We start from the raw sequence: 21749 nt of genomic DNA, 5'->3' as shown, positions 1-21749 counted from the left end.
TACGAATCCCTCACTTCGCAGTCACGAGCGTCATCGACGCGGCACCCATCTTGAAGATCGGCTGCTTCGACGCCGAGTCCCAGTCGGTGATGGTCAGCTCGTTGGCCGCGCGATGGTTCCCGGTGTCGTCGTCGGCGTCCCAGTACCCGTAGTGGAAGGGCACGAACAGCACGCCGCGACGGATGGCGGCGATCCGCACCGTTGCGGTGATCGCGCCGCGCGGGCTGGCGATCTCGACGAGGTCACCGTCGTGCACACCGCTGCGCGCGGCATCCAGTGCGTTGACCTCCACCCACACATCCGGCGCCGCCCCGTCGAGTTCGGGTGCGCGGCCCGTCTTGGTTCGGGTGTGAAAGTGGTAGACCGTTCGTCCCGTGATCAGCGCGAAAGGGTGGTCGGCACTGGGACTCTCGGGAGGTGGCAGGTGTGGCGCCGCCTTGATCAGCGCCCGCGCCCCCGGGTTGAGGTCGCGATACTCGTCGGGTTGCAGCGGCTCGCCGGTGAGCAGATCCTTGCCGTACGACTCGCAGTAGTCCGCCGCGCTGTAGAACCGACCGTCGGCGTAGAGACGCTCGGTACCGCCGGGAGCGTCCGCGGTGCACGGCCACTGCACGCCACCGCGAGTCCGCAGTAGCTCGTACGTCATCCCGCTGTAGTCGCACGGCCGGCCTGCGCTGCACGCCCGCCAGGCGTCGAAAGCGGATTCGGCATCCGTCCACGGGGGCAACGGCTTCCCATCCCGGTCGCGGAAATCCATGCGACGGGCGTAGTCGAGGAAGATGTCGAGGTCGGCTCTGGCCTCGCCGGGTGGATCGACCGCCTTCTCCGACAGGTGCACAGTGCGGTCGGCGTTGGTGAACGTGCCCGTCTTCTCACCCCATCCGGCGGCCGGGAGTACGACATCGGCGAGTGCGGTCGTCTCATTCGAGAACATGTCCTGCGCCACGACGAACACATCGTCCCGTTCGAGGATCGCCCGGATTCGCCCCAGCTCCGGCAGCGACACGGCGGGATTCGTGGCACTGATCCACAGCATCCGTATCGTCCCCTCTTCGGCGAGGCGGAAGATCTCCATCGCGTGGGTGGGCGGGTTTTCATGCGGGAGCCGGTCTTTCTCGATGTTCCACAGGTCGGCCAGTTCGCGCACGTGCGCGTCGTTCTCCCAGTTGCGGAACCCCGCGAGATCGCCGTCGGCCCCGCACTCCCTGGTGTTCTCGGCGGTGGGCTGGCCGTTCATCTGCAGCAGACCGCAACCGGGCCGCCCGAGCATCCCCCGGATGAGGTGGATGTTGTTGACCTGAACCGCCGCGGCGGTCGCCTGGTGCGATTGGTAGAAGCCCTGCAACACCGTCGACACCAGTCGTTCGGCGCTGCCCAACAGACGTGCGGCGTGACGGAGATCGTCGGCCGGGACATCGCAGATCTCGGCGACACGTTCCGGTGGATAGTCGTCGACCATCCGACGCAGGTCGTCGAAACCGACTGTGTGCGCGTCGATGTAGTCGTGGTCGACCCAGTCGTTGGCGATGATCTCGTGCAGCAGCCCGTTCATCAGCGCGACGTTCGTGCCGGGCAGCGGTGCCAGGTGGACGGTGGCATGCCGGGCCACCGGCGTCGTCCGCGGATCGACGCAGACGATGGCCGGCGGGTGTGGACCCGCGAGTCGGTCGAGGATGCGCATCCACGTGACGCTCTGGGTCTCGGCGATGTTGTGACCGAACAGCGCGATGGTGTCGGCATGGTCGAAATCGGTGTAGGTGCCGGGCTGACCGTCGCTGGCGAACGAGGCCTTCAGCGCTTCCGCGGCCGTCGCAGTGCACAACCGGGTGTTGCCGTCCACGTGGTCGGTGCCGATGGCCCCGTGCGCGATGACCCCGAGCGTGTAGTACTCCTCCAAGAAGAGCTGTCCGGACGTGTAGAAGCCGATTGCCGCGGGTCCGTGTTCGTCGAGCAAGGACCGGGACCGTTCGACGATGCGTCCCATGGCGTCGTCCCACGTCGCCTCGACCAGCCGACCGTGCTGCCGGACGAGCGGGCGGGTCAGTCGGTCTTGAGACGAACTGGCCTGCCATCCGTAGAGATCCTTGACGTCGACGCGACCACGGTTGACACGGTCATCGGCCCGGCCGCGGACGCCGACGATCCGGTCGTCGACCACCGCGATGTCGAGGGCGTCGCCGTTGGAGTGCAGGACCGACGCCGAGCGAACCCATCGTTGTACCTCGTCATGACCGATCCCGTGGCCCAGATGCTGATCGACCCGGGCCGGCCATCGTTCACCCGGCGCGTACGGGGTGCGCCCGCCCCAGAGGTCGTCGATGCGATCGGCCACGATTCCCTCCCCACGACGTCACGACGCCTTCGGACCGTCGGGGTGTACCCAACCGCGTCCGGAGTCATTCGTCGTCCGTGGACCGCGATTCGACGCCGGCCGATTACTCCGACGCGATTGTGGGTAGCCCTCCGGCACGTTCGCTCGCGACCCGTTACCGACCCGTTGCGCGCGACACGATCCGAGCTCGACGACCTCGGCAAGGGGGTCCCGGGCGCGGACAGATTTCTACGATGAGGAACAGGGCTCACGGCCGGACACGACGTCAGACCGCGAGTCGCACACAACGACCGTGAGGAGAACATCATGGCCAAGTACCGCGTCATCGATTCGAGCGAGAACGTCGTCGAAGAGAAAGAGTTCGACGATGCCACCGGCGCATACGACTGGTTCAAGACCGTCGCCGCACCGGACGACAGCCTCGGCACCGTCATGCAGGTGCACGACGACGGCGAGTGGAAGAACTTCGAGGTCTCGGACGGGGGCACCAACGCCAGCCCGTCCGCCGACGCCGACTGAACCGCCTCCCCTCGGCAGGACGAGGTCGGCCACCCTTCGCGCCCCGGGTCTCCCGGGGCGCGAAGTCCGTTCTCAGACCCCGAACGCAGCCGGGTAGGTGATCGTCCCGCTCGGCACCGGGCGCGCATCGTCGAGACGCAGCGCCATCATCGCCTTGTCCGGGACGTCGAACGGTGCGCGGATTCCGAATCGGGACGCGGGGACGAAACCGAACTTCGGGTAATACTCGGCGTGGCCGAGCACGACCACCAAGTTCTCGCCGTGTGCGCGGGCAACGTCGAGACCCGCGACGATCGCCGCGGAGCCCGCCCCGGACCGTTGACACGACGGCAACACGGCGCAGGGTCCGAGCGTGAGCGCCGGTGCCGCGTCGACGCGGCACCGCGAATACAACGCGTACCCGACGATCGTGCCGTCGGCGTCGGTCGTGACGATGGAGAGCCCGTCGATCCAGGCGTCGCTGTCGGCCCGCAGCTCATCGACGATCCGCGCCTCGTCGGGGGTCGGGAACGCCGCCATCACCACGTCGCGGATCGCGTCGGCGTCCCCGTCACGCTCGGCGCGGGTCGCCCACCTGCTCACGGGTTGTCCGCACGCCGTCGTGATGCTGTGACGGTCGCTGTCACCGACCGCACCCGCCGGCCGGCTGCCCGGAGAAGCGACTGTTGAGGAAGCCGAGCGCCTCGGCGCTCCACGGGATGAACGCCCGGGTGTGGTTCGAGCCGCGGTACTCGGTGAACGTCGTCGGCACCCCACGATTGCAGAACGAGCCGGCGAGGCGCGCGACATCGGCCGCGATCATCACACCGTCACCGGTGCCGTCGACGTTGCCGACCCCGAGCATCATGGGGCTACGCGGAGTGCCGAGCGTCCCCATCACATTCTGCGAGATCGCCTGTCGTACACCGGGAACGTCCAGCAGGCCGCCGACCGTCGGCACGAGGAGCTGGTGATCGGTCAGACCCGGGTACTTGTCGGCGAACGCCTCGATGCATTCCCCAGCGACCTGTCCGAGGACCCGCTTGCCCTTCGGGGAGAGGTAGGACCGCATGTCGATGCCATAGGTCTCGGCGTACACCGCCATCAGAGCCGGGATCACGCCGGCCCAGTTCTCGCTGCCGTTGACATAGCCCAGATTGTTGGCCGGGTTCACCAGCACGCCACCCGCGGCGGCCCCGACGATGTTCAGCTCCGGCGCGTAGCGCGGCGCCAGCTCTGCACCGAAGCCGGTGGGGATCGATCCGCCGGAGTAGCCGAACAGTCCGATCGGTGTCCGGGCCGGCGCCCGCAGGTGACCGAGTGCGGCACGCACGCCGTCGAGCGCGGCGTACCCCGATTCGCGCGCCATCGTCCAGCGCAGCCCGCGGCCCTCGTAGTCGGGGGCGGCAACGGTGTAACCGGCGGCGAGCAGACCGGAGATGAGCGTGATGTCGATCGGCGCCTCGCTCGCGTTGCCGCCGCGCAGCGTGTACGACGGGTCGCACTGCGAGCCGAGTGCGTCGTAGAACGAGTGGTAGGAGACGACGCGGCGCGGCGTCCCGGCGGCAGCGCCCGGCGGCGAGATGACCGTGGTGACCGTCGCCGTCGGCCTGCCGAACTGGTTCGTCGTCCGGTAGAGGATCTGGGTGGCCGAGATCGGAATACTGGTTCCGCGCCAACCCAACTCGACCTGCCGCGTGCGTAGCGCGGCACCCGGTGAACTCGATTCGTAACCCGCGGGCGGATCGTAGAACGGGTCCTGCGACGGCAACTGCGCCGGCGCTGCCGCGGGTACCGGAACGGGCGCCGCCGACACCGTGGGCGCGAGGAGGGACAGGGTCGTCGTCAGCCCGAGGATCGCGGTCAGCGTTCCGAGGCCGCGGGAGAGAAGCCGCATGGATCGTCATCCTGCCCGATATGCGGCGTCTACGGCGTCTTTCGTTCCGCCTTCGGGTCTGACTGGCCCGAGGCGCCCCCGGAGGTGTCGTCCGGCACCGGGTTCTCACCGGCCCGCTCGACCGCCTCGACCACCGGCGACATCGCCACCACCACCGCGCCGGCCACGGCAGCGACGAAGGCGATCACGGCGACGGCGCCCCAACCGGCACGCGTGGTGTCGCCGAGCACCAGGATGCCGATGACACCGGGGACGACCGTCTCGCCGACGACCAGAGCCGCCGACGCCGCGCTGACCGACCCCTTCTGCAGGGCAACGGTGAACATGTAGAAACCACCCGGGCCACACAGGATGATCGCGTAGAGCGCCGGGTCGGTGACCAGTTCACCGAGATCGAAGGGGTCGAGGCCGTCGAGGATGCGCACCGCGACCGCGAGGACCCCGAACAGCACGCCGGCGGAGAGGCCCGCCAGTACCGCGACACGACTCTGCATCCGCGGCAGGATCGCGGCGCCGAGTCCCAGGATCGCTGCTCCCACGACGAGCACCGCCCAGTGCAGCCACCACTCGTGCTCGTGACCCTCGTCGCCGGCCGAGAAACCCAGCACGACCAGCGATACGACGACGACCGCGATCGCCGTCCAGTCGCGGACCGACAACCGCGCGTGCAGGAACAGCGTGGCGAGCACGACGGTTACGACGAGGTTCGCACTGACGATCGGTTGCGCCAGGAACAGCGGGATCATGCGGGCGGCGACCATGTTGCCGAGGAATCCGATGCCGTCGAGCGCCGTGCCCGCGAGGAACGACACCGTCAGCATCGCGGTGATCGTCGATCGCAGCGACGGCGCCTCCCCCGGCGCGCCGGTGTCCTCGACACTCTGCGCGCCACGCGCCTGCAACACCGACGCGGTGCCGTACGCCAGCGCCGCGAACACCGCCGCGAGGATCCCGATCAGCATTCTCGAACAGTAACCACCGTCGAGCGGTCGTGCGGGACGATGACGTCGGTTCGCATGGCGACTGGTTCGTGGGTGACGCCCGGATCAGACCGAGATGAGGTCGACGGCGCGGTGCGCGAGCATCATCGTCGCCGCGTTCGGGTTACCCGAGGGCAGGGTCGGCATCACCGATGCGTCGATGACGCGCAGCCCCTGCGTGTCCCGGACCTCGAGGCGCGGGCTCACGACCGCGCCGTCGTCGGCGCCCATCCGACACGTCCCCGCCGCGTGCGCGATGCTGATCTCCTCGGATGCGAGGAAGGCGGTGTCGACCGGCCGCTTGTCATCGCCGATCAGGCCGTCCGCGACGCCTCGCATCGACGCCGAGTCGCGGATGAGTGCCCGTGACAGCGCCACGCCCCGGGCGAGAGTCGTGACGTCGTCCGGGTCAGCCAGTCGTTCGAACTCCACCAGGGGCCGTCCGCCGACGACGCCGACCCGGCCGCGACCGTTGGGGTGTAGCAACACCGTGGAGACACTGAATCCGTCGGTGCGCTCGAGTGTGGTCCGTCCCGAGATCTTGTCGATCGTGTAGTGCATGGGGCTGATCGCGATCTGGAAGTCGTCGGTGAAGAGCTCCGCCTCGAAAGGCACACCGGTGAACGCACCTCGTCCGCGCGCGACCAGATCCGCCACGGCGCGGACGAGATCGCCCGGGCCGAGGCTGTTGATTGTCGGTACCTTCGATCGCCACGCCTCGGTCACCACACGATGGTCCTGGAGATTCTGACCGACGCCGGGGACCCGGGCGACCGATCCGGATGGACCCACACCGGAACGGAGTAGGAGCGCGGGCGTGCCGATGGCTCCGGCGCACAGCACGACTTCCTGCTGGGCTCGATACCAGTTGCCGTCAGCGCACCGGACCCCTGTCGCGCGGGAGCCCGCGAACGTGATCTCGACGGCTTGGGACCGACGACGCACAGACAACGACTCTGGACGACCAGATCTGTGCAGATATCCCCGCGCAGACGAGGACCGAAGCCCGCGCCGCTGATTCACCTGCGCGCGTGAGACCCCGAGTTGCGTCGCGCCGTTGTGGTCGGGATTCCGCGTGTATCCGGCTGTCGCCGCCGCATCGATGAACGCGTCGTCGATCGGATGTCGGTGCGCACACCAGGTGACACTGATCGGCCCGCCACGTCCGCGATACTCGTCGGGGCCGTCGACCCAGTCCTCGATGGCCCGGAAGTGCGGCAGAACCTCCTCGAATGACCAACCGAGACAACCATTGTCCGCCCAACGGTCGTAGTCCTCGGCGCGCCCACGGACATACACCATGGCGTTGATCGACCCACTCCCACCCACGATGCGCCCGGCGGCGACGGAGTCGACACAACCGTCTTTGCTCGGGTCGGCCGCGCACGGATACAGCCAGTTCGCCCGCTGGTACACCGATGCCAGACCGATGGCCAGTGCGACGTCGGGACGGCGGTCGGTCCCACCTGCCTCGAGCACGACGACACTGGCACCGCCAGATGCCAAGCGCGACGCCACGATCGACCCCGCGGATCCGGCGCCGACCACAACGAAATCCGCACTTCTCGATGCTGTTTCGGTCATCGGCGAGTCCTCGGTCGGCGTCCGAGGAGCACGATACTCGGATACGCGACAATACAACAGAGCGCAGCGGCAACGCGCGCGTCGCCTCCAGAGTCTCCGAAAAATGTTCGCAGAGCTACCTATTCGGAGTCGGCGCTCGCGATCAGTTCGTCGACGCGTCGACGACGTAGGCGTCGGCGAACTCTCCGACCGCAGGGATCGGCTGGATGCAGTCGAGGAGTACGCCGTCGGGCCCTTCGACGATGAAGTGCCGCTGACCGAAGTCCTCGTCGCGCAACTCGAGCACCGGACGGAGTCCGTGTTCGTCCGTGAGACGCCGGTAGAGCACGTCGACGTCGTCGACCTCGATGTTGACCAGCAGTCCGGCGGCGGGTCGGCGGTGGCCCTCGGGGATCGTCGGATGAGCCGCGTCCACGAGCGCCAGCTCGAACACGCCCGTGCGCATGCTGACGTACCAATTCGCGGAGAAGGTGACCTCGAAGCCGAGAACCCGCTGGTAGAAGTCTGAGGCCGCGGCCACGTCGGTGGACATGAGGACCGGGTAGACGCTGGTGACGTTCATGATGGAGCCCCTTTACGTACGATGTGTTTGTATAACCGACTATACATACGCATCGTACGTAAAGGAACCTTCCGTGCCGAGAGCCTCCGCCGCGGCCGCAGCCGAGACGGCCCGTGCCGTCCTCGCCGCCGCCACCCGTCAGTTCGCCGGTCGTGGATTCTCCGACGTGTCCCTCGACGACGTCGCTGAGGCCGCAGGCGTCACCCGCGGCGCCGTCTATCACCACTTCCGCAACAAGGGCGCGCTGTTCGCGGCGGTCGCCGCGGCGTGCCACGAGCGGGTCGCGGAAGCCGTCGTAGCGGCCGCCGAATCCGCGGGCACCGACCCGGCGCGCCAACTGCGCGCGGGCTCACACGCCTTCGTCGATGCCATCACCAGCGGACCCGCCGTACGAATCCTGCTGATCGACGGCCCGGCCGTCGTCGGCTGGGAGGAATGGCGACGACTCGACGAAGTGGGGTCGGCCGCCCACCTGCGCGAAGCGCTGGAGGCGGTCGGCGTCGACGGCGAGTTGGTCGACGTGATGACGATGCTGTTGTCGGGTGCGATGAACGAGGCCGCCCTCTGGCTCGCCCGCCACCCCGAAGACGACACCGCCCGCGAACGGACACACCGAGCACTGGATCGGCTACTCGGCGCGATCATGTGAACGAACTCTGGTGTGACACAGCAGTATCGATGCAAGCACAGAGCATCGACGCACGTTCCGTGAGCCACGGACAGGATCGCCGGGCGGGACTCCACGATCGATGGGCCGGCAGTCCCACGCGCCCATACCACACGACACCGACAAGTTTCTGACTCCGAATAGCGTTGTACAGCAGACGTTTTCGGGTTGCGAGACGCCGGCTGTGCTGTACACTCGAACGTATATTCGCAGCAACGGTTCTCGGGGGGTGGCCATGTCTGACGGATCAGCGACGCCGCAGCCGCGTGCCGTCGAGTTGGTTGCCGACCTCCACCGCATCGTCGATGAGTTGCAGACGGTCGACCTGGGGCCGTGCACCGATGCCGAGTTGGCCGAAGTGGCAGCCGACACCGAGAAAGCGATCGCACGGTTGACTGTTGCCGGTGACCGGCAGATCGATCAGGTCGAGGCCCGCGACCTGCCCCGCAAAGCCGGGTGCCGAACACTCATGCAGTACATGACCCACCGGCTACGAGTGTCGAACCCGATGCGGCGTCGTAAGCAGATGGACGCCACCGCGACCCGGACCAGCCTCGGCGGCGAGGTCCTACCACCTGAACACCCCACCCTGGCCGAAGCGTTCGCTGCGGGAGCGGTCGGTTCCGCACACGTGCAGGCCGCCCTCGATGTCCTCGACCAGATTCCCCACGGAATCGACCACGACGTGAAAGTCGCGGCCGAGCGGCAGATGGCCGAGATCGCCACCGACCACACCCCCGCCGACATCACCCAACTCGGTGCCCGGCTGCTCGCCCACCTCGACCCCGACGGCACATTGGCTGATGACACCGACCAGAAACGACGCCGCAACCTGTGGATCGGCCGCCAACGCGCCGATGGCACCGCCAAGATTTCCGGCACCCTCACCCCCGCACTCGCCGCCCGACTGACCATGATGTTCGCCGTGTGGGGCAAACCCGGACTCAACAACCCCGACGACCCCCACTCACCGTCCGGACCCGCCGGCACCGCTGACCCCGACGCCCTGACCACCGCAGCCGACCGTGACAGCCGCACTCCCGCGCAGATCAACCACGACGCCCTCGACGCCGCCCTGGCCGCAGGTTTCGCCGACGGAACTCTCGGCACCTCGCACCGCGGCCTGCCCGTGCAACTGATCATCAAAGCCGACCTCAACGACCTCATCCGCGAAGCCGGACTCGCCACCACCGCCACCGGCACCCTGCTGCCCATCCGGGACTTGATCGCGATGGCCGGTCAGGTCCAACCGTGGTTGGCGATCTTCAAAGACGCCACCACCGTCCCCCTGCACTTCGGGCGCGGCAAACGACTGGCCACCCGCGAACAACGCCTCGTTTCCTTCGCCCGCCCCGACGGTGAAGTATGTTCGGCACCAGGCTGCGACCAGCCCGCCACCCACGTCGAACTCCACCACGCCCACAAGGATTGGGCCAAGGGTGGACTCACCGACATCGACGACCTCGCCCCAGCCTGTCCCCGCCACAACCGGATGGTCGGCGACCACCCCGGCCAATACACCACCCGCATCGCCCGATCCGGACCCGACGAAGGCCGCTGCATCTGGCGACTCAACGCCGAACCCGGCGCACCACCCAACCCCGAACACATCAACCGCCGACCCGACATACCCCGGCGATTCACACAACACCTGAACACCGTGCGCGAGCAGATCCACGGACCCCCAACCAGGTCCGGCGGTCAATCACGCCCAAACCAGTCGCGCCCGAACTCGTCACGCCCGACCCGGTCGCGCGCCGACGCCGTCGGCTACGGCGACAGCGGCCGGCAGCTCGAACTCGCCTATCGACGACTCGTCGACCCACCGGCACCGCTGGAGCACCTCACCACCAAACCCCTGCCCCCAGTCGAAACAGAACTCGCACGCATACTCACCGACCACCGGTGACGGCGACCTACTCATCAAGCAGGTGAGCCGCATTCGGCGCGTACCCGGTCAGCTCCTCACCGGTGCTCGACTCCGCGGGGCGGATGGCCGTACCCGCGAGGCGCATTCGTCGCATCGGCCGTCTCGACCGCCGTGACCGCACCCGACGACGCCAGTACGACGCCGCCGAGAACTGCGCCGAGGAAGGCCACGATCGCGACCGGACCCCATCCGGCACGCGTGACGTCGCCGAGGAACGCGATGCCGACCGCCCCGGGCAGGACCGTCTGACCGACGACCAAGGCGGCGGCCGCACCGTTGACCGAGCCGGTCTGCAGCGCCACGGTGAACAGGTAGAAACCGCCGATCCCGCTGAGCAGCAACGCATACAGCGCGGGATCGGTGAACAACACCGACAGATCGAGTGGGTCGAGACCGTCCAGGATGCGAGAGGCCACCGCCATCACACCGAAGACGGCCCCGGCGATGAGCCCGGTCACCGCCGCGATGTGCTTACGCAAGCGGCGCATCACGATGACGCCCAGCGCGATCAGCGCCGGTCCGGCAACGAGTACCGCCCAGTGCATCCACGCATCGTGCTCCACGCCTTCGCGACCCGCCGAGAGCGCGAGCAGCACCAACGACAGCACGATCACCGCCCCGGAGATCCAATCCCGCAGCGTCAAGCCTACTTTCAGGACCACCATCGCCAGCAGCGCGGTGGCCACCAACCGTGCGGAGATGATCGTCTGCGACAAGAAGAGCGGGATCAGCCGTGCCGACGCGATGGTCGCGACGAAACCGATGATGTCGAAGACGAATCCAACGAGAAACGGCACCGTGAGCATCGTGGCCGCCGTGGAGCGCAACGACGGATGCGGAGCGGCGGACCGACGGCGCTCCTCACGGATCGCCGCTCGCTGCGCGACCTGCTCGGCGCCCAGCGCCTGCAGCACCGCTGCCGCGGCGAACGCCAGCGAACCGATCACCGCGATCACGATGCCGGCGGTCATGACAGGAGCTCAGCTCAACGCGGGGTGAGCACGTCGGTGCCCACGAACTTCGCGAGTTCGGCGGGCAGCCGAACCGAACCGTCGGGTTGCTGGTGGTTCTCCAGGATCGCGACCAGCCAGCGGGTGGTCGCCAGCGTTCCGTTGAGCGTCGCGGCGGTCTGCGGTTTGCCGTTCTCGTCGCGGTAGCGGATCGAGAGGCGTCGTGCCTGAAACGTGGTGCAGTTCGACGTCGAGGTCAGCTCGCGGTAGGTGCCCTGCGTCGGCACCCAGGCCTCGCAGTCGTACTTCCGCGAAGCCGACGAGCCGAGGTCGCCGCCGGCGACATCGATCACGCGGTACGGCACGTCGATGGCGGCGAGCATGTCCTTCTCCCAGCCCAGCAGGCGCTGGTGTTCGGCCTCGGCGTCCTCGGGCCGGCAGTAGACGAAGCCCTCGACCTTGTCGAACTGGTGGACGCGGATGATGCCGCGGGTGTCCTTGCCGTAGCTGCCGGCCTCGCGACGGAAACAGGTCGACCAGCCGGCGTAGCGCTTCGGACCGTCGGACAGGTCGAGGATCTCGTCCATGTGGTACCCCGCGAGCGGCACCTCCGACGTGCCGACCAGGTACAGGTCGTCGTCCTTGTCGAGGTGATAGACCTCGTCGGCATGGGCGCCGAGGAACCCGGTTCCCTCCATGACCTCCGGCCGCACCAGCACCGGCGGGATCATCAGGGTGAACCCGTTCGCGGTGGCCTTCGCCACGGCCATGTTCAGCAGTGCGAGCTGGAGCTGCGCACCCTGGCCGGTGAGGAAGTAGAACCTCGACCCCGACACCTTGGCTCCGCGCTCCATGTCGAGCAGTCCGAGCGACTCACCGAGTTCGAGGTGGTCCTTCGGGTTCTCGATGTCGCGGGGCTCGCCGACGTGCTCGAGGACCACGTAGTCGTCCTCACCGCCGGCGGGCGCCCCATCGGCGACGATGTTGGAGATGGCCCGATGGGCCTTCGCCGCGGCCGCATCGGCCTGGGACTGGCGCGCCACCGCGGCCTTGACCTGCTCGGCGAGCTCTTTACCTTTGGCCAGCAGCGCCTGCTTGTCGTCGCCCTGTGCCTTGCCGACCTGCTTGCCGAGAGCTTTCTGTTCGGAGCGCAACGCGTCCGCCTCGACGATGGCCGCCCGGCGCTCGGCGTCGGCGGCGAGCAGCGCGTCCACCAGGCCCGGGTCCTCACCGCGAGAGCGCTGTGAGGTGCGGACGAGGTCGGGGTTGTCGCGAACAGTCTTCAGGTCGATCACGACTTCAAACCCTACTTGAGAGCGCGATGCGAACCCGATCACGCCGCCGCGGTCCCCGGTTAGGTCTCAGCTCCACAGACGACGCAGGTCCTCACGGCCGAACATCGCTGCCGCGGCATCGGCGGCCGGAGTCCCCACATGCGGGTCCGCCCCGGCGTCGACGAGCGCCCGCACCACGTCGTCGAAACCCTTGAACACCGCGCCTGCCAACGGCGTCTGCCCCTTGTCGTTGGCGAGGTCGGCGTCGGCACCGCGGTCGAGGAGGGCCGACACCGTCGACGCGTGGCCGTGGTAGGCCGCGAGCATCAGGAGCGAATCACCGGACTGGTTACGCAGATCGGCCGGGACGCCGGCGTCGAGGTAACCGGCGAGCGTGTCGGTGGCACCGGACCGCGCCATGTCGAAGAGTCGGGTGGCCAGTTCGACGACCTCGGGGCCCGGGGCGTCGATGCCGGGCCCGGCCTCGGATGCATCGTCGGAATGGGTTGCCACTCCCGCGAGTGTAGGCGCGGCCGACACTCCCTCGATCTGGGTGAGGCCGCGGGCACCGCATCGTGTGGGAGACTCGGCGCAGTGACTCCTCCCGACGCGCAGCACGAATCCGGCGGACCCGGCGAGAGTTTCCTGACGGTCGTCATCGCGTTCGTGTCGAACCTCTTGATCGCCGTCGCCAAGACCGGCGCCGCGATGGTCACCGGCTCCGCGTCGCTCGTCGCCGAAGCGGCCCACTCGTGGGCCGACACCGGGAACGAGATCCTGCTGCTGATCGCGGAACGACGCGCGCATCGGCCCCGGGATGCCCGTCATCCACAGGGCTACGGACGCGAGGCGTACATCTGGTCGATGTTCGCGGCGTTCGGGTTGTTCGCGGTCGGAGCCGCGGTGTCGGTGCAGCACGGCATCACCGAACTGCTGTCACCGGAGCCGGCGACGGATTACGGCATCGCCTATGCGGTCCTGGCGATCGCCGCGGTACTCGAGGGCATCTCGTTCGTGCGGTCGTATCAACAGGCGAAGCGCGGCGCGGTCATGCGTCGGATCGGTCTGCTACGACAGGTCTTCCGCACCTCCGACCCGACTCTCCGTGCCGTCTTCGCCGAGGACGCGGCCGCGCTCATCGGTCTGGCCATCGCCTTCGTCGGAGTGCTCCTGCACCAGGTCACCGGGTCGGCCACCTACGACGCGATCGGGTCGATCCTGGTGGGCGTGCTCCTCGGAGTCGTCGCCATCGTCCTGATCAACCAGAACAGGCGGTTCCTGCTCGGGCAGGCGGTCGACGACGCCGTCCAGCAGCGCGTCCTCCGGGACCTGCTCGCGCACAACAACATCGAGCGCGTCACCTACCTGCACGTCGAGTACACCGGGCCCGTTCAGCTGTTCCTCGTCGCCGCCGTCGATTTCACGGGTGACGACGCCGAGTCCTCGGTGGCCACCGCTCTCCGGCAACTCGAGAACGAGCTGGAGCGCGACCCGCGAATCACGGAGGCGGTACTCACCCTCTCTGCCCCCGGCGACGCGGACCTCGTGCCCGACGCACCCTGATCCTCTCCGGGATCTCGTAGCGCAAAGGCGCGCCATAGGCCGTGTCCTTGCTACGAGATCCCGGTGATTCCGTTTCACACTGTGGAGTTGTCAAAGGTCGTGTGGCGCCGGGTCGACGCCGGAGGGTCTGGTCTGTGGACTGTCTAGACGGGAGCGTCGTCGAGCCGCATGGTGCGTCGGTTGTAGGCCGGCCGGGGTAGGCGTCGCGGGTCGATGTCGGCGGGTGGGATCAGCCACGGGTGCCGGTCGGGACCCATCACCACTTGCCAGCCGTGGTGGTGCACCTGGGTGTGACAGCGCTGGCAGAGTAGGCACCCGTTGTCGAGATCGGTGGGACCACCATCGGCCCAGTGCACGAGGTGGTGTACCTGGGTATGCGCTGCGGGGGCACCGCATTTCACGCAACACTGGTCGCGCACGATGATCGCCTGCCGCAGATGGTGCGGGAACAGGCGTTTCGTGGTTCCCATTTGTAGCGGCACGCCCTCGTCGTCGAGCACGATCTCCGCCACCCCACCATCACACGACAGCCGCCGCGTCGTCGACTCTGAGACCGCCCCGACCCAGGGCAGTCGCGCTGAATCAGTCCCGTCGGCGGGGATGGTCACCAGGAGTTGGGTGCGTGGTGCGCCGGCGGTGGTCATCGCCGCGCCTATCGCGGCTTGATCCAACAACAGCTCCAGCCCATCGGCGCGGCGCTCGGCCGCACCTCGACGATCGGCGGCGCCGTCGGGTTCGGGACGCGGACAGGACCGTTCGTCGATCATGGACACGAACTTCTCCCCGATCACCGCGGTCACATCTGCGGTGATCGCGACCCGACCCTCCTCGGTGATGTGGGTGTGCACGGTGTTCAGCGACGCGTCATCGGCCGCCGGCACGGTGCTGGGGTCGGTGTCGGCGACCCGCTGGGCGATCCCGCGGGCGTGGTCGTCGATCTCGGTCGGGGTGGCGCCGGAGAATGCCTGCGCAAGCAACTCGCTCTCATATCCGCTGCGCTCGTCGTCGGACAGCGGTGACGCGGATCGCTTGTTCACCAGAGTGATTCCACGGATCACCGCGTCGACACACTCGGCAGACAGATAGCCCTCGGCAGCACAGTCGGCGACCTTCGGCACCGACTCCAGCCCGCCGGCGATCCGCACATAGCGGTACGCGGCCGCGGGTGGCATGCCCATCTCGATCAGTGCGTTCCGTGTGGTCGACCCCGCCCGCGCTGCCGCACTCGTGGCGTCGAAAAGTGCTGTGTGAAACGCGATCTGGTGGTCGAGCACGTTGCGCAGCATCCGTAGCTCGTCGAGCCGCTCGTGCAGGGCACGACCACTGCCGTCGTCGGGCGGTGGTTGCAGGACGGTGAGGGTGTCGCGGAGTTCGGTGATCGAGGGCATGACACCAAGCTACTCGCAATCACGTTCGACGACGAGATTTCTCCACAGCCCTCATTGTCATCGAATCCTGTTGCACAGCAGTCGCTGTCACTCGTGCCCCAGCGGTGAACCGTGGTGGATTGTGGTGAACAGAAACCCCACCAGTCACAGACGTCGGACGGGTACACACGGGGGGCACCGCCTCGGACGCCGGACCCTTCGTGACGCGCCCTCCGCAAGCTCCGGACGCCCTTCAGCTCAGGGGGCGGTGGGGGCCGCGCCCTCCGCAAGCTCCAGACGCTCCTCAGCTCAGGGGTCGGTGGGGCGCCCTTCACTCACGCCAGTCAGGGTACAAAGGGGCGCACTTCGCTCACGCCAGTGCGGCGTCGATCACTCTGTCGGCGCGCGGAATTGAGCACGCTTCCAGTCGCCGTTGATCTCATCGCGTTCGCGGACGGCGTCCCGGAACCCGACGGTCGCGGCCCGCTGCTGGAAGGCGTAGCCCTCGCGGGTGTGGCGGGAGATGCCGTCGAAGACCGTGCTGATCATCCCCGAATTCGCGACGCCCTGAGCCAGGAGCGCACTGTTGAGCGCCAATTTGGCCATCACGAGCTGATTGATCGGCATGCGGGCGATCCGCTCGAGCAATGCCTCCGTCCGGTCGTCGAGTTCGTCGGCCGGGGGCGCCTCGACGGCCAGCCCCCACTCGTGCGCCTGTTTTCCCGACAGGCAATCGCCGGTGAACAGCAGCCGTTTGGCGCGCTGATCGCCGAGCCGATGGGCCCACATCCCCGCGGCGGGGATACCCCACACCCGGGTGGGCGGGTACCCGATCTTGGTGTCGTCGGCGCAGATGATCTGGTCGGCGTAGAGGGCGATGTCCGTGCCGCCGGCGACGGCGAACCCGTGCAGCTTGGCGACCGTCGGCTTGTTCGCGTGGAGCAGGCTGGCGAAACCGCGGTTGAACCTGCTCATCATCGCGTAGTCGATCATGGGATCGATCCCAGGTGCGGACCGGGTCGTGATTGCGTGCCTGCACAACGGGATCGAGCACGGTGCCGGTCCGTGGGTTGACGGTATGGGGATCGACGTCCTGCGACGGGTCGCCGCCGTTCTCGGCGAAGATCGACAGGTCGTATCCGCCGCAGAAGCCCTTGCCCCGCCCGGATACGACGATCACGTGGACACCGGGGTCGAGATCGGCGCGCTCCACCGCGTGCGACAGTTCTACGGGGTGTCGACGGTGATCGCGTTGCCCTGATCGGGTCGGTTGAAGGTGATACGGGCGATCCGGCCGGTGACCTCGTAGGTGAGCGTGCGGTAGTCGGCATCCGGCTCGCGTCCGGCGCGGCCGGCGAACAACGAGTCCGCACCGTCGCGCAGGTCGTCGCGCCACGCGGCCGGCCGCGAGCCGGACGACTCAATGACGGACGTTGTCCTGCACGGTCTTCGGCGTCACCCGTTCGATGATCGACGCCGTGTCGATCCCCGACGGCAGGGTGCCGAGCACGTCCCCCCGGTCGTTGCCGAGCCGACTCGCGGCGAACGCGTCGGCGACCGCCGGATGGCCGTACCGCACCAGCAGGGAGGCCTGGAGGAGCTGGGCCATGCGGCCGACGACCCGCCGGGCCCGGTATTGCATCGCGTCGAGGTCGCCCAGCTCGCGTCGGAGTTCGTCGGCCGCGGCGTCGAGGTGCCGGTCCGCCCCTGCCGCACTGTCGATCTCGTCGAGGAACACGGTCACCGTGTCGGGCTGTTTGGCCATCGCCCGCAACACATCGAGCGCGGCCACATTCCCCGACCCCTCCCAGATCGACATGAGCGGTGACTCCCGGAAGAGCCGCGGCATCCGTGACTCCTCCACATATCCGTTGCCGCCCAGGCACTCCAGCGATTCGGCGGCATGGATCGGGGCGCGTTTGCACACGTAGTACTTGCTGACCGCCAGCGAGATCCGCCGCAGCGCATCCGCCCGAGTGTCGCCTGCGGTCGCCTTGTCGGTCAGTTCCGCGAGCCACAGTGCCGTCATCGTGGCTCCTTCCGACTCGACCGCGAGATCGGCCAGCACGTTGCGCATCAGCGGTTGGTCGACGAGCGCGGCGCCGAAGGCCCGGCGGTGGGTGGCGTGATGGGCGGCCTGGGCGACGCCGACCCGCATGCCGGTCGCCGAGCCGAGGGTGCAGTCCAGGCGGGTCATGTTCACCATCTCGATGATCGTCGCCACCCCGCGGCCCTCGTCACCGACGAGCCACCCGACCGTGTCGTCGTACTCGACTTCGCTGCTCGCGTTGGAGTGGTTGCCCAGCTTGGCCTTCAGCCGCTGCAGCATAAAGGTGTTGCGGGATCCGTCGGGCAGCACCCGCGGCACGAAGAAGCACGACAGACCTCCCGGCGCCTGCGCCAGCACCAGGAACACATCGCACATGGGTGCGGAGGTGAACCATTTGTGGCCGGTGATGCGGTACGTACCGTCCGGTTGGACGACGGCCGTGGTGGTGTTCGCGCGAACGTCGGAGCCGCCCTGTTTCTCGGTCATCGACATCCCGGCGGTCAGCCCCGCTTTCGACAGCGGCGCCCGGAGACCGGGATCGTAGGTCGTCGAGACGAGCAGCGGCTCGTACAGCCCGGCGAGTTCGGGGTTGGCCCGCAGCGCCGGCACCACCCCGTAGGTCATCGACAACGGGCAGCCGTGCCCGGCGTCCACCGAACCCCACACGCTCGACTTCACCGCACGCTCGAAGTGCGCCGTCTGACTCGGATCCGACCATGCGGTACCACCGAGACCGAAACCGATACCCGTCCGCATGAGGTGGTGATAGGCGGGGTCGTAGGTGACCTCGTCCACCCGGTTGCCGTAGCGGTCGTGGGTCCGCAGTTCCGGCGGGCGGGACTCGGCGAGGTCGCCCCATCCGAGCGCTTCCGCACCACCGGCGAGACGGCCGATACGGTGCAGGTCCTCGAGCATGTGGTCGGCGCCCGCGCGGTGAACCGCCTCGGAGATGGCCGGAGTGTCCGCGGCGTCGAAGTCGACGAGTTCGGGGACCTGATTGGTGACGACGTGGGTGGACATGGCGGAACCCGCTTCCTGGTGGAGGTCGCGATCCACGGTATTACATCATTCTGCTGTGCGCCAGAGTTTTGTAATATCCGTCGTGGCCGTCGAGCCGATCCCGCCCGATAGCATCGACGCCGTGCCCGGACGCGTGGACATTCCCAAGCTCACGGCGCGATCGGTCATCCTCAGCGCCCTCCTCGGCCTCGACTCCCCCGAGGCGTCGACCAACGGGCTCCTGGCCACGGCCACCGAGCTCGGGCTCCGCGAATCGACCGTGCGGGTGGCGCTGACGCGTCTGGTCGCGGCGGGAGACCTGGAACGCATCGACGGCAGATGCCGACTCTCGCCCCGCCTGGTCGAACGACAGCAGCGCCAGGATCGGGCACTCCATCCGGCACGACGGGACTGGGACGGCAGCTGGGATCTCGCGATCGTGACGATCGGTTCGGAGAGCTCGACCGAACGAGCCCTGCTGCGCGACACGCTGCGGAAGGCCCGGCTCGGCGAGATCCGGGAGGGCGTCTGGGCCCGCCCGGCCAACCTCGACATCGAGCTCCCACCCGAACTGCGCCGCCGTCTGAGCCTCTTCCGGGCGGCTCCCGAGGAGGCGTCGACCGAGCTGGCCGCACGACTGTTCACGCCGTCGACCTGGGCCGCGACCGCGGACGAATTGCTCGACGCACTCGCCGCCGCGGCGACGGTCGCCGATCGATTCGAGGTCGCCGCCGCCATCGTGCGGCACATCCTCCGCGACCCGCTCCTGCCCGCGGAACTCCTCCCCGACGCCTGGCCCGGGGATCGGCTCCGCGAGGGGTACGAGGGCTTTCGAAGCGAGCTCACCGGACTCACCGCCCGGCACCTGGCACCCGACGGGGAGTGAGGAACCGGGTCTCCGAACCCGACCGGCGCGGTCATGCGGTGCATCGGCCCGGTCCGGCCATCGGCGCACGAGGGTGTGCCCCGTCCGATCCGTTAGGCATGATGGATCCCGATGAACGCGCCCGACCCCGACCGCAGCCACCCCGCCGACGCCGACGCACCGGCCGGCGGACCCCGCCGACCAGGCGCTTTCGCCCGCAACCCGGTCTTCGTGGTCCTGGGCGCGATCGTCGTCGGCGCACTCGTGGCCGGCGGGATCGCCTTCGCTGCGGGGGTCTTCGACGACAGCGGCAGCGTCGGCGGCAGCAACATCGGCGAGGGTGAGCGGTTGGTCGAGAACGCCTTCACCAAGTCGGTCGCGGGCGACTGTCTGGACTGGCCGGCCGGCAACCCCGGCCAGCCGGTCGATGTGCCGTGCGAGCAGAAACACCGCTTCGAGGTCGCGGGAGCCATCGACACCGCATTGATCCCCGGCGCGGAGTTCGGCGAAGACGCTCTCTGGCCCGGCGCCGAGCGGTTCGCGACGATCCGCGACGAACAGTGCCCGGTGATGGTGGACCAGTATCTCGCCGGGCGCCTCGACCCGCAGGGACGCTTCGCCGTCGGGATGATGTACCCCTCCCAGGTGCAGTGGGACAAGGGCGCGCGTCAGCTGCGGTGCGGGGTCCAGGAGAACGGCGCCGACGGAGCCCCGGTCCAGTTCTCCGGCCGGGTCGCCGACCAGAACCAGTCGTACGTCTGGCCCGAGGGCACCTGCGTCGGCATCGATCCCGAAACGCGCGCCCCGACCGGTTTCGCGGTGAGTTGTGCTGAGCCGCATGCCTTCCAGACGACCGGGATCGTCGATCTGTCGGTCCGCTTCGGCGACCGGATGTCGAACAAGCCGTGGCCGCCGACCGGCGCCCAGAACAGCTACCTCGGCTCGATCTGCCCGGTCCAAGCCGAACGGTTCGTGGGCGGGCGCAAGCAGCTCGACGCGACCACGCTCAACGTCCAGTGGTCGGTGCTCAGCGAGCCGAGTTGGCTCGCCGGCAGCCGCAAGGTGGTGTGCTACCTCGGGCTACCCGACAAGCGCGGCGGCTTCGCGACCCTGGTGGGCGACGCCAAGGGCGGCGCTCTGCTGATCAACGGGCGCGCGCCGGTCGCACCCCCGGAGGCGCCCCCGGGCCGGGCCCTGCCGACGCCGGTGCCGCTCCCGCCGGGCATCGCGCCCAACCCCGCCGAAGCACCGGCCCCGGCGGGCTGACCCGATGGCCGTGTACATGTCCGACGACGAGTTCGACGGGCTGGTCTCCGACGCGCTGGACACCATCCCCGGCGAACTGACCGACGCCATGAACAACGTCGTGATCCTCGTCGAACCGCACAACCCGGAAGAACCCGGCATCCTCGGGCTGTATCACGGTGTGGCACTGACGATGCGGACCACCGACTATGGCGGATTCCTGCCCGACACCATCACCATCTACCGCGACCCCATCCTCGCGATGTGCCACTCGCGGGAGGAGGTCGTCCACGAGGTGGCGGTCACCGTCGTCCATGAGATCGCACACCACTTCGGCATCGACGACGAGTGGCTGCACGCCAACGGTTGGGGCTAGTGGTGTGGCCGGCGCCCCGATTCCGCCGACTCGATGTTTGACCTGCGGCGGAACGCGGTACGAGGGGTAGCAGATCGAGCAGCCCTCTATCTCAGGAGTACGTCCATGTCCTCAGACGCCATCGTCATCCTCCGGGACGACCACAAGGAGATCCGCAAACTGTTCCGCGACTTCAGGTCGCAGGGCGACAACGCCGTGAAGACCAAGGGCAAGATCGTCGACAAGATCATCGAGGCCCTCACCGTGCACACCTACATCGAGAACGAGGTGATGTACCCCGAGATCCGCAAGCGGGTCCCCGATCTCGAGGACGACATCCTCGAGTCCTACGAGGAGCACCACGTCGCCGACGTGCTCGTCGTCGAGTTGGCCGCTCTCTCACCGGACAACGAGCGGTTCGACGCCAAGACCACCGTCCTGATCGAGAACGTGGAGCACCACATCGAGGAGGAAGAGGACGAGTGGTTCCCGAAGGTCCGAGAGGCGCTGAGCCGCAAGGAACTCCGGGAGATCGGTGAGGAGATGCTGCGTCGCCGGGAGAAGGCTCCCCGACGCCCGTCGCAACCCTCGGCGCTGAAGAAGACGGTCGACGCCATCATCAAGTAACCCT

The 21749-nt window shown here is 68.2% G+C and carries 19 protein-coding genes and 1 pseudogene; 8 read left to right on the top strand and 12 right to left on the bottom strand.

Annotated features, from left to right (window positions below):
• Positions 1-10: 10 nt before the first annotated feature.
• Entirely contained in the window at positions 11-2335 is a 2325-nt protein-coding gene (locus JW364_RS00195; protein WP_205333332.1) for a molybdopterin oxidoreductase family protein, read from the bottom strand.
• A 303-nt stretch (positions 2336-2638) separates the two neighbouring features.
• Between JW364_RS00195 and JW364_RS00190 the strand changes: the two genes are divergently transcribed.
• Positions 2639-2851, top strand: a complete 213-nt coding sequence (locus JW364_RS00190) for a hypothetical protein (protein WP_058250921.1) — start codon at positions 2639-2641, stop codon at positions 2849-2851.
• Between the two features lie 72 nt (positions 2852-2923).
• Here JW364_RS00190 and JW364_RS00185 read toward each other — a convergent pair whose 3' ends face one another.
• The 5 genes from JW364_RS00185 to JW364_RS00165 all read right to left on the bottom strand — a co-directional run bounded on the left by JW364_RS00185 (position 2924) and on the right by JW364_RS00165 (position 7853).
• Positions 2924-3433, bottom strand: coding sequence for a GNAT family N-acetyltransferase (locus JW364_RS00185; protein ID WP_205333306.1), 510 nt, complete (start codon positions 3431-3433; stop codon positions 2924-2926).
• A 40-nt stretch (positions 3434-3473) separates the two neighbouring features.
• Positions 3474-4727, bottom strand: a complete 1254-nt coding sequence (locus JW364_RS00180) for a lipase family protein (protein WP_137809873.1) — start codon at positions 4725-4727, stop codon at positions 3474-3476.
• A 29-nt stretch (positions 4728-4756) separates the two neighbouring features.
• Positions 4757-5689, bottom strand: coding sequence for a DMT family transporter (locus tag JW364_RS00175; protein WP_137809872.1), 933 nt, complete (start codon positions 5687-5689; stop codon positions 4757-4759).
• An 84-nt stretch (positions 5690-5773) separates the two neighbouring features.
• Entirely contained in the window at positions 5774-7291 is a 1518-nt protein-coding gene (locus tag JW364_RS00170) for a GMC family oxidoreductase (protein WP_205333307.1), read from the bottom strand.
• Between the two features lie 142 nt (positions 7292-7433).
• On the bottom strand, positions 7434-7853 hold the full coding sequence (locus JW364_RS00165) for a VOC family protein (protein WP_205333308.1): 420 nt from the start codon (positions 7851-7853) through the stop codon (positions 7434-7436).
• Between the two features lie 73 nt (positions 7854-7926).
• Here JW364_RS00165 and JW364_RS00160 point away from each other — a divergent pair, with 73 nt between their 5' ends.
• Positions 7927-8502: a TetR/AcrR family transcriptional regulator gene (locus tag JW364_RS00160; protein WP_205333309.1), complete on the top strand. Its 576-nt coding sequence runs from the start codon at positions 7927-7929 to the stop codon at positions 8500-8502.
• A 253-nt stretch (positions 8503-8755) separates the two neighbouring features.
• Complete coding sequence (locus JW364_RS00155) at positions 8756-10429, top strand: HNH endonuclease signature motif containing protein (protein WP_205333310.1); 1674 nt, start codon at positions 8756-8758, stop codon at positions 10427-10429.
• A gap of 56 nt (positions 10430-10485) precedes the next feature.
• On the opposite strand, the gene JW364_RS00150 is transcribed toward JW364_RS00155, so the two are convergent.
• The 3 genes from JW364_RS00150 to JW364_RS00140 form a co-directional block, all read right to left on the bottom strand.
• Positions 10486-11421, bottom strand: coding sequence for an EamA/RhaT family transporter (locus tag JW364_RS00150; RefSeq protein ID WP_205333311.1), 936 nt, complete (start codon positions 11419-11421; stop codon positions 10486-10488).
• A gap of 14 nt (positions 11422-11435) precedes the next feature.
• Entirely contained in the window at positions 11436-12695 is a 1260-nt protein-coding gene (gene serS / locus JW364_RS00145) for a serine--tRNA ligase (RefSeq protein WP_205333312.1), read from the bottom strand.
• Between the two features lie 66 nt (positions 12696-12761).
• A complete protein-coding gene (locus tag JW364_RS00140; RefSeq protein ID WP_223259060.1) occupies positions 12762-13187 on the bottom strand; it encodes an ankyrin repeat domain-containing protein in 426 nt (141 codons plus the stop codon).
• A gap of 81 nt (positions 13188-13268) precedes the next feature.
• Here JW364_RS00140 and JW364_RS00135 point away from each other — a divergent pair, with 81 nt between their 5' ends.
• Positions 13269-14237, top strand: a complete 969-nt coding sequence (locus JW364_RS00135; RefSeq protein ID WP_205333313.1) for a cation diffusion facilitator family transporter — start codon at positions 13269-13271, stop codon at positions 14235-14237.
• A 143-nt stretch (positions 14238-14380) separates the two neighbouring features.
• Here JW364_RS00135 and JW364_RS00130 read toward each other — a convergent pair whose 3' ends face one another.
• The 3 genes and pseudogenes from JW364_RS00130 to JW364_RS00120 form a co-directional block, all read right to left on the bottom strand.
• Positions 14381-15625, bottom strand: a complete 1245-nt coding sequence (locus JW364_RS00130; RefSeq protein ID WP_205333314.1) for an HNH endonuclease signature motif containing protein — start codon at positions 15623-15625, stop codon at positions 14381-14383.
• 369 nt (positions 15626-15994) lie between these two features.
• A pseudogene (locus JW364_RS00125) lies at positions 15995-16966 on the bottom strand (crotonase/enoyl-CoA hydratase family protein).
• A gap of 58 nt (positions 16967-17024) precedes the next feature.
• Positions 17025-18674 carry an acyl-CoA dehydrogenase family protein gene (locus JW364_RS00120; RefSeq protein ID WP_205333315.1) on the bottom strand — a complete coding sequence of 550 codons (1650 nt, stop codon included), beginning with the start codon at positions 18672-18674 and terminating at the stop codon, positions 17025-17027.
• Positions 18675-18795: 121 nt separating this feature from the next.
• On the opposite strand from JW364_RS00120, the gene JW364_RS00115 reads away from it, so the two are divergent.
• The 4 genes from JW364_RS00115 to JW364_RS00100 all read left to right on the top strand — a co-directional run bounded on the left by JW364_RS00115 (position 18796) and on the right by JW364_RS00100 (position 21745).
• Positions 18796-19539, top strand: a complete 744-nt coding sequence (locus tag JW364_RS00115) for a PaaX family transcriptional regulator C-terminal domain-containing protein (protein WP_307814659.1) — start codon at positions 18796-18798, stop codon at positions 19537-19539.
• 111 nt (positions 19540-19650) lie between these two features.
• A complete protein-coding gene (locus JW364_RS00110; RefSeq protein ID WP_058250910.1) occupies positions 19651-20784 on the top strand; it encodes a septum formation family protein in 1134 nt (377 codons plus the stop codon).
• Between the two features lie 4 nt (positions 20785-20788).
• On the top strand, positions 20789-21139 hold the full coding sequence (locus JW364_RS00105; RefSeq protein WP_058250909.1) for a metallopeptidase family protein: 351 nt from the start codon (positions 20789-20791) through the stop codon (positions 21137-21139).
• Between the two features lie 105 nt (positions 21140-21244).
• Complete coding sequence (locus tag JW364_RS00100; RefSeq protein ID WP_058250908.1) at positions 21245-21745, top strand: hemerythrin domain-containing protein; 501 nt, start codon at positions 21245-21247, stop codon at positions 21743-21745.
• Positions 21746-21749: the final 4 nt, after the last annotated feature.

It is taken from the genome of Gordonia sp. BP-119, assembly GCF_016924115.1.
Lineage (GTDB): Bacteria > Actinomycetota > Actinomycetes > Mycobacteriales > Mycobacteriaceae > Gordonia > Gordonia hongkongensis.
The sequence above is the reverse complement of the archived record's forward strand: the minus strand, read 5'-3'. Positions and strand labels throughout refer to the sequence as shown.

Coding starts and splice junctions, on each gene's coding strand:
- JW364_RS00170 (WP_205333307.1), bottom strand. CDS start 7,291: ATGACCGAAACAGCATCGAGAAGTGCGGATTTCGTTGTGGTCGGCGCC.
- JW364_RS00120 (WP_205333315.1), bottom strand. CDS start 18,674: ATGTCCACCCACGTCGTCACCAATCAGGTCCCCGAACTCGTCGACTTC.
- JW364_RS00180 (WP_137809873.1), bottom strand. CDS start 4,727: ATGCGGCTTCTCTCCCGCGGCCTCGGAACGCTGACCGCGATCCTCGGG.
- JW364_RS00150 (WP_205333311.1), bottom strand. CDS start 11,421: ATGACCGCCGGCATCGTGATCGCGGTGATCGGTTCGCTGGCGTTCGCC.
- JW364_RS00110 (WP_058250910.1), top strand. CDS start 19,651: ATGAACGCGCCCGACCCCGACCGCAGCCACCCCGCCGACGCCGACGCA.
- JW364_RS00100 (WP_058250908.1), top strand. CDS start 21,245: ATGTCCTCAGACGCCATCGTCATCCTCCGGGACGACCACAAGGAGATC.
- JW364_RS00165 (WP_205333308.1), bottom strand. CDS start 7,853: ATGAACGTCACCAGCGTCTACCCGGTCCTCATGTCCACCGACGTGGCC.
- JW364_RS00175 (WP_137809872.1), bottom strand. CDS start 5,689: ATGCTGATCGGGATCCTCGCGGCGGTGTTCGCGGCGCTGGCGTACGGC.
- JW364_RS00105 (WP_058250909.1), top strand. CDS start 20,789: ATGGCCGTGTACATGTCCGACGACGAGTTCGACGGGCTGGTCTCCGAC.
- JW364_RS00130 (WP_205333314.1), bottom strand. CDS start 15,625: ATGCCCTCGATCACCGAACTCCGCGACACCCTCACCGTCCTGCAACCA.
- JW364_RS00155 (WP_205333310.1), top strand. CDS start 8,756: ATGTCTGACGGATCAGCGACGCCGCAGCCGCGTGCCGTCGAGTTGGTT.
- JW364_RS00190 (WP_058250921.1), top strand. CDS start 2,639: ATGGCCAAGTACCGCGTCATCGATTCGAGCGAGAACGTCGTCGAAGAG.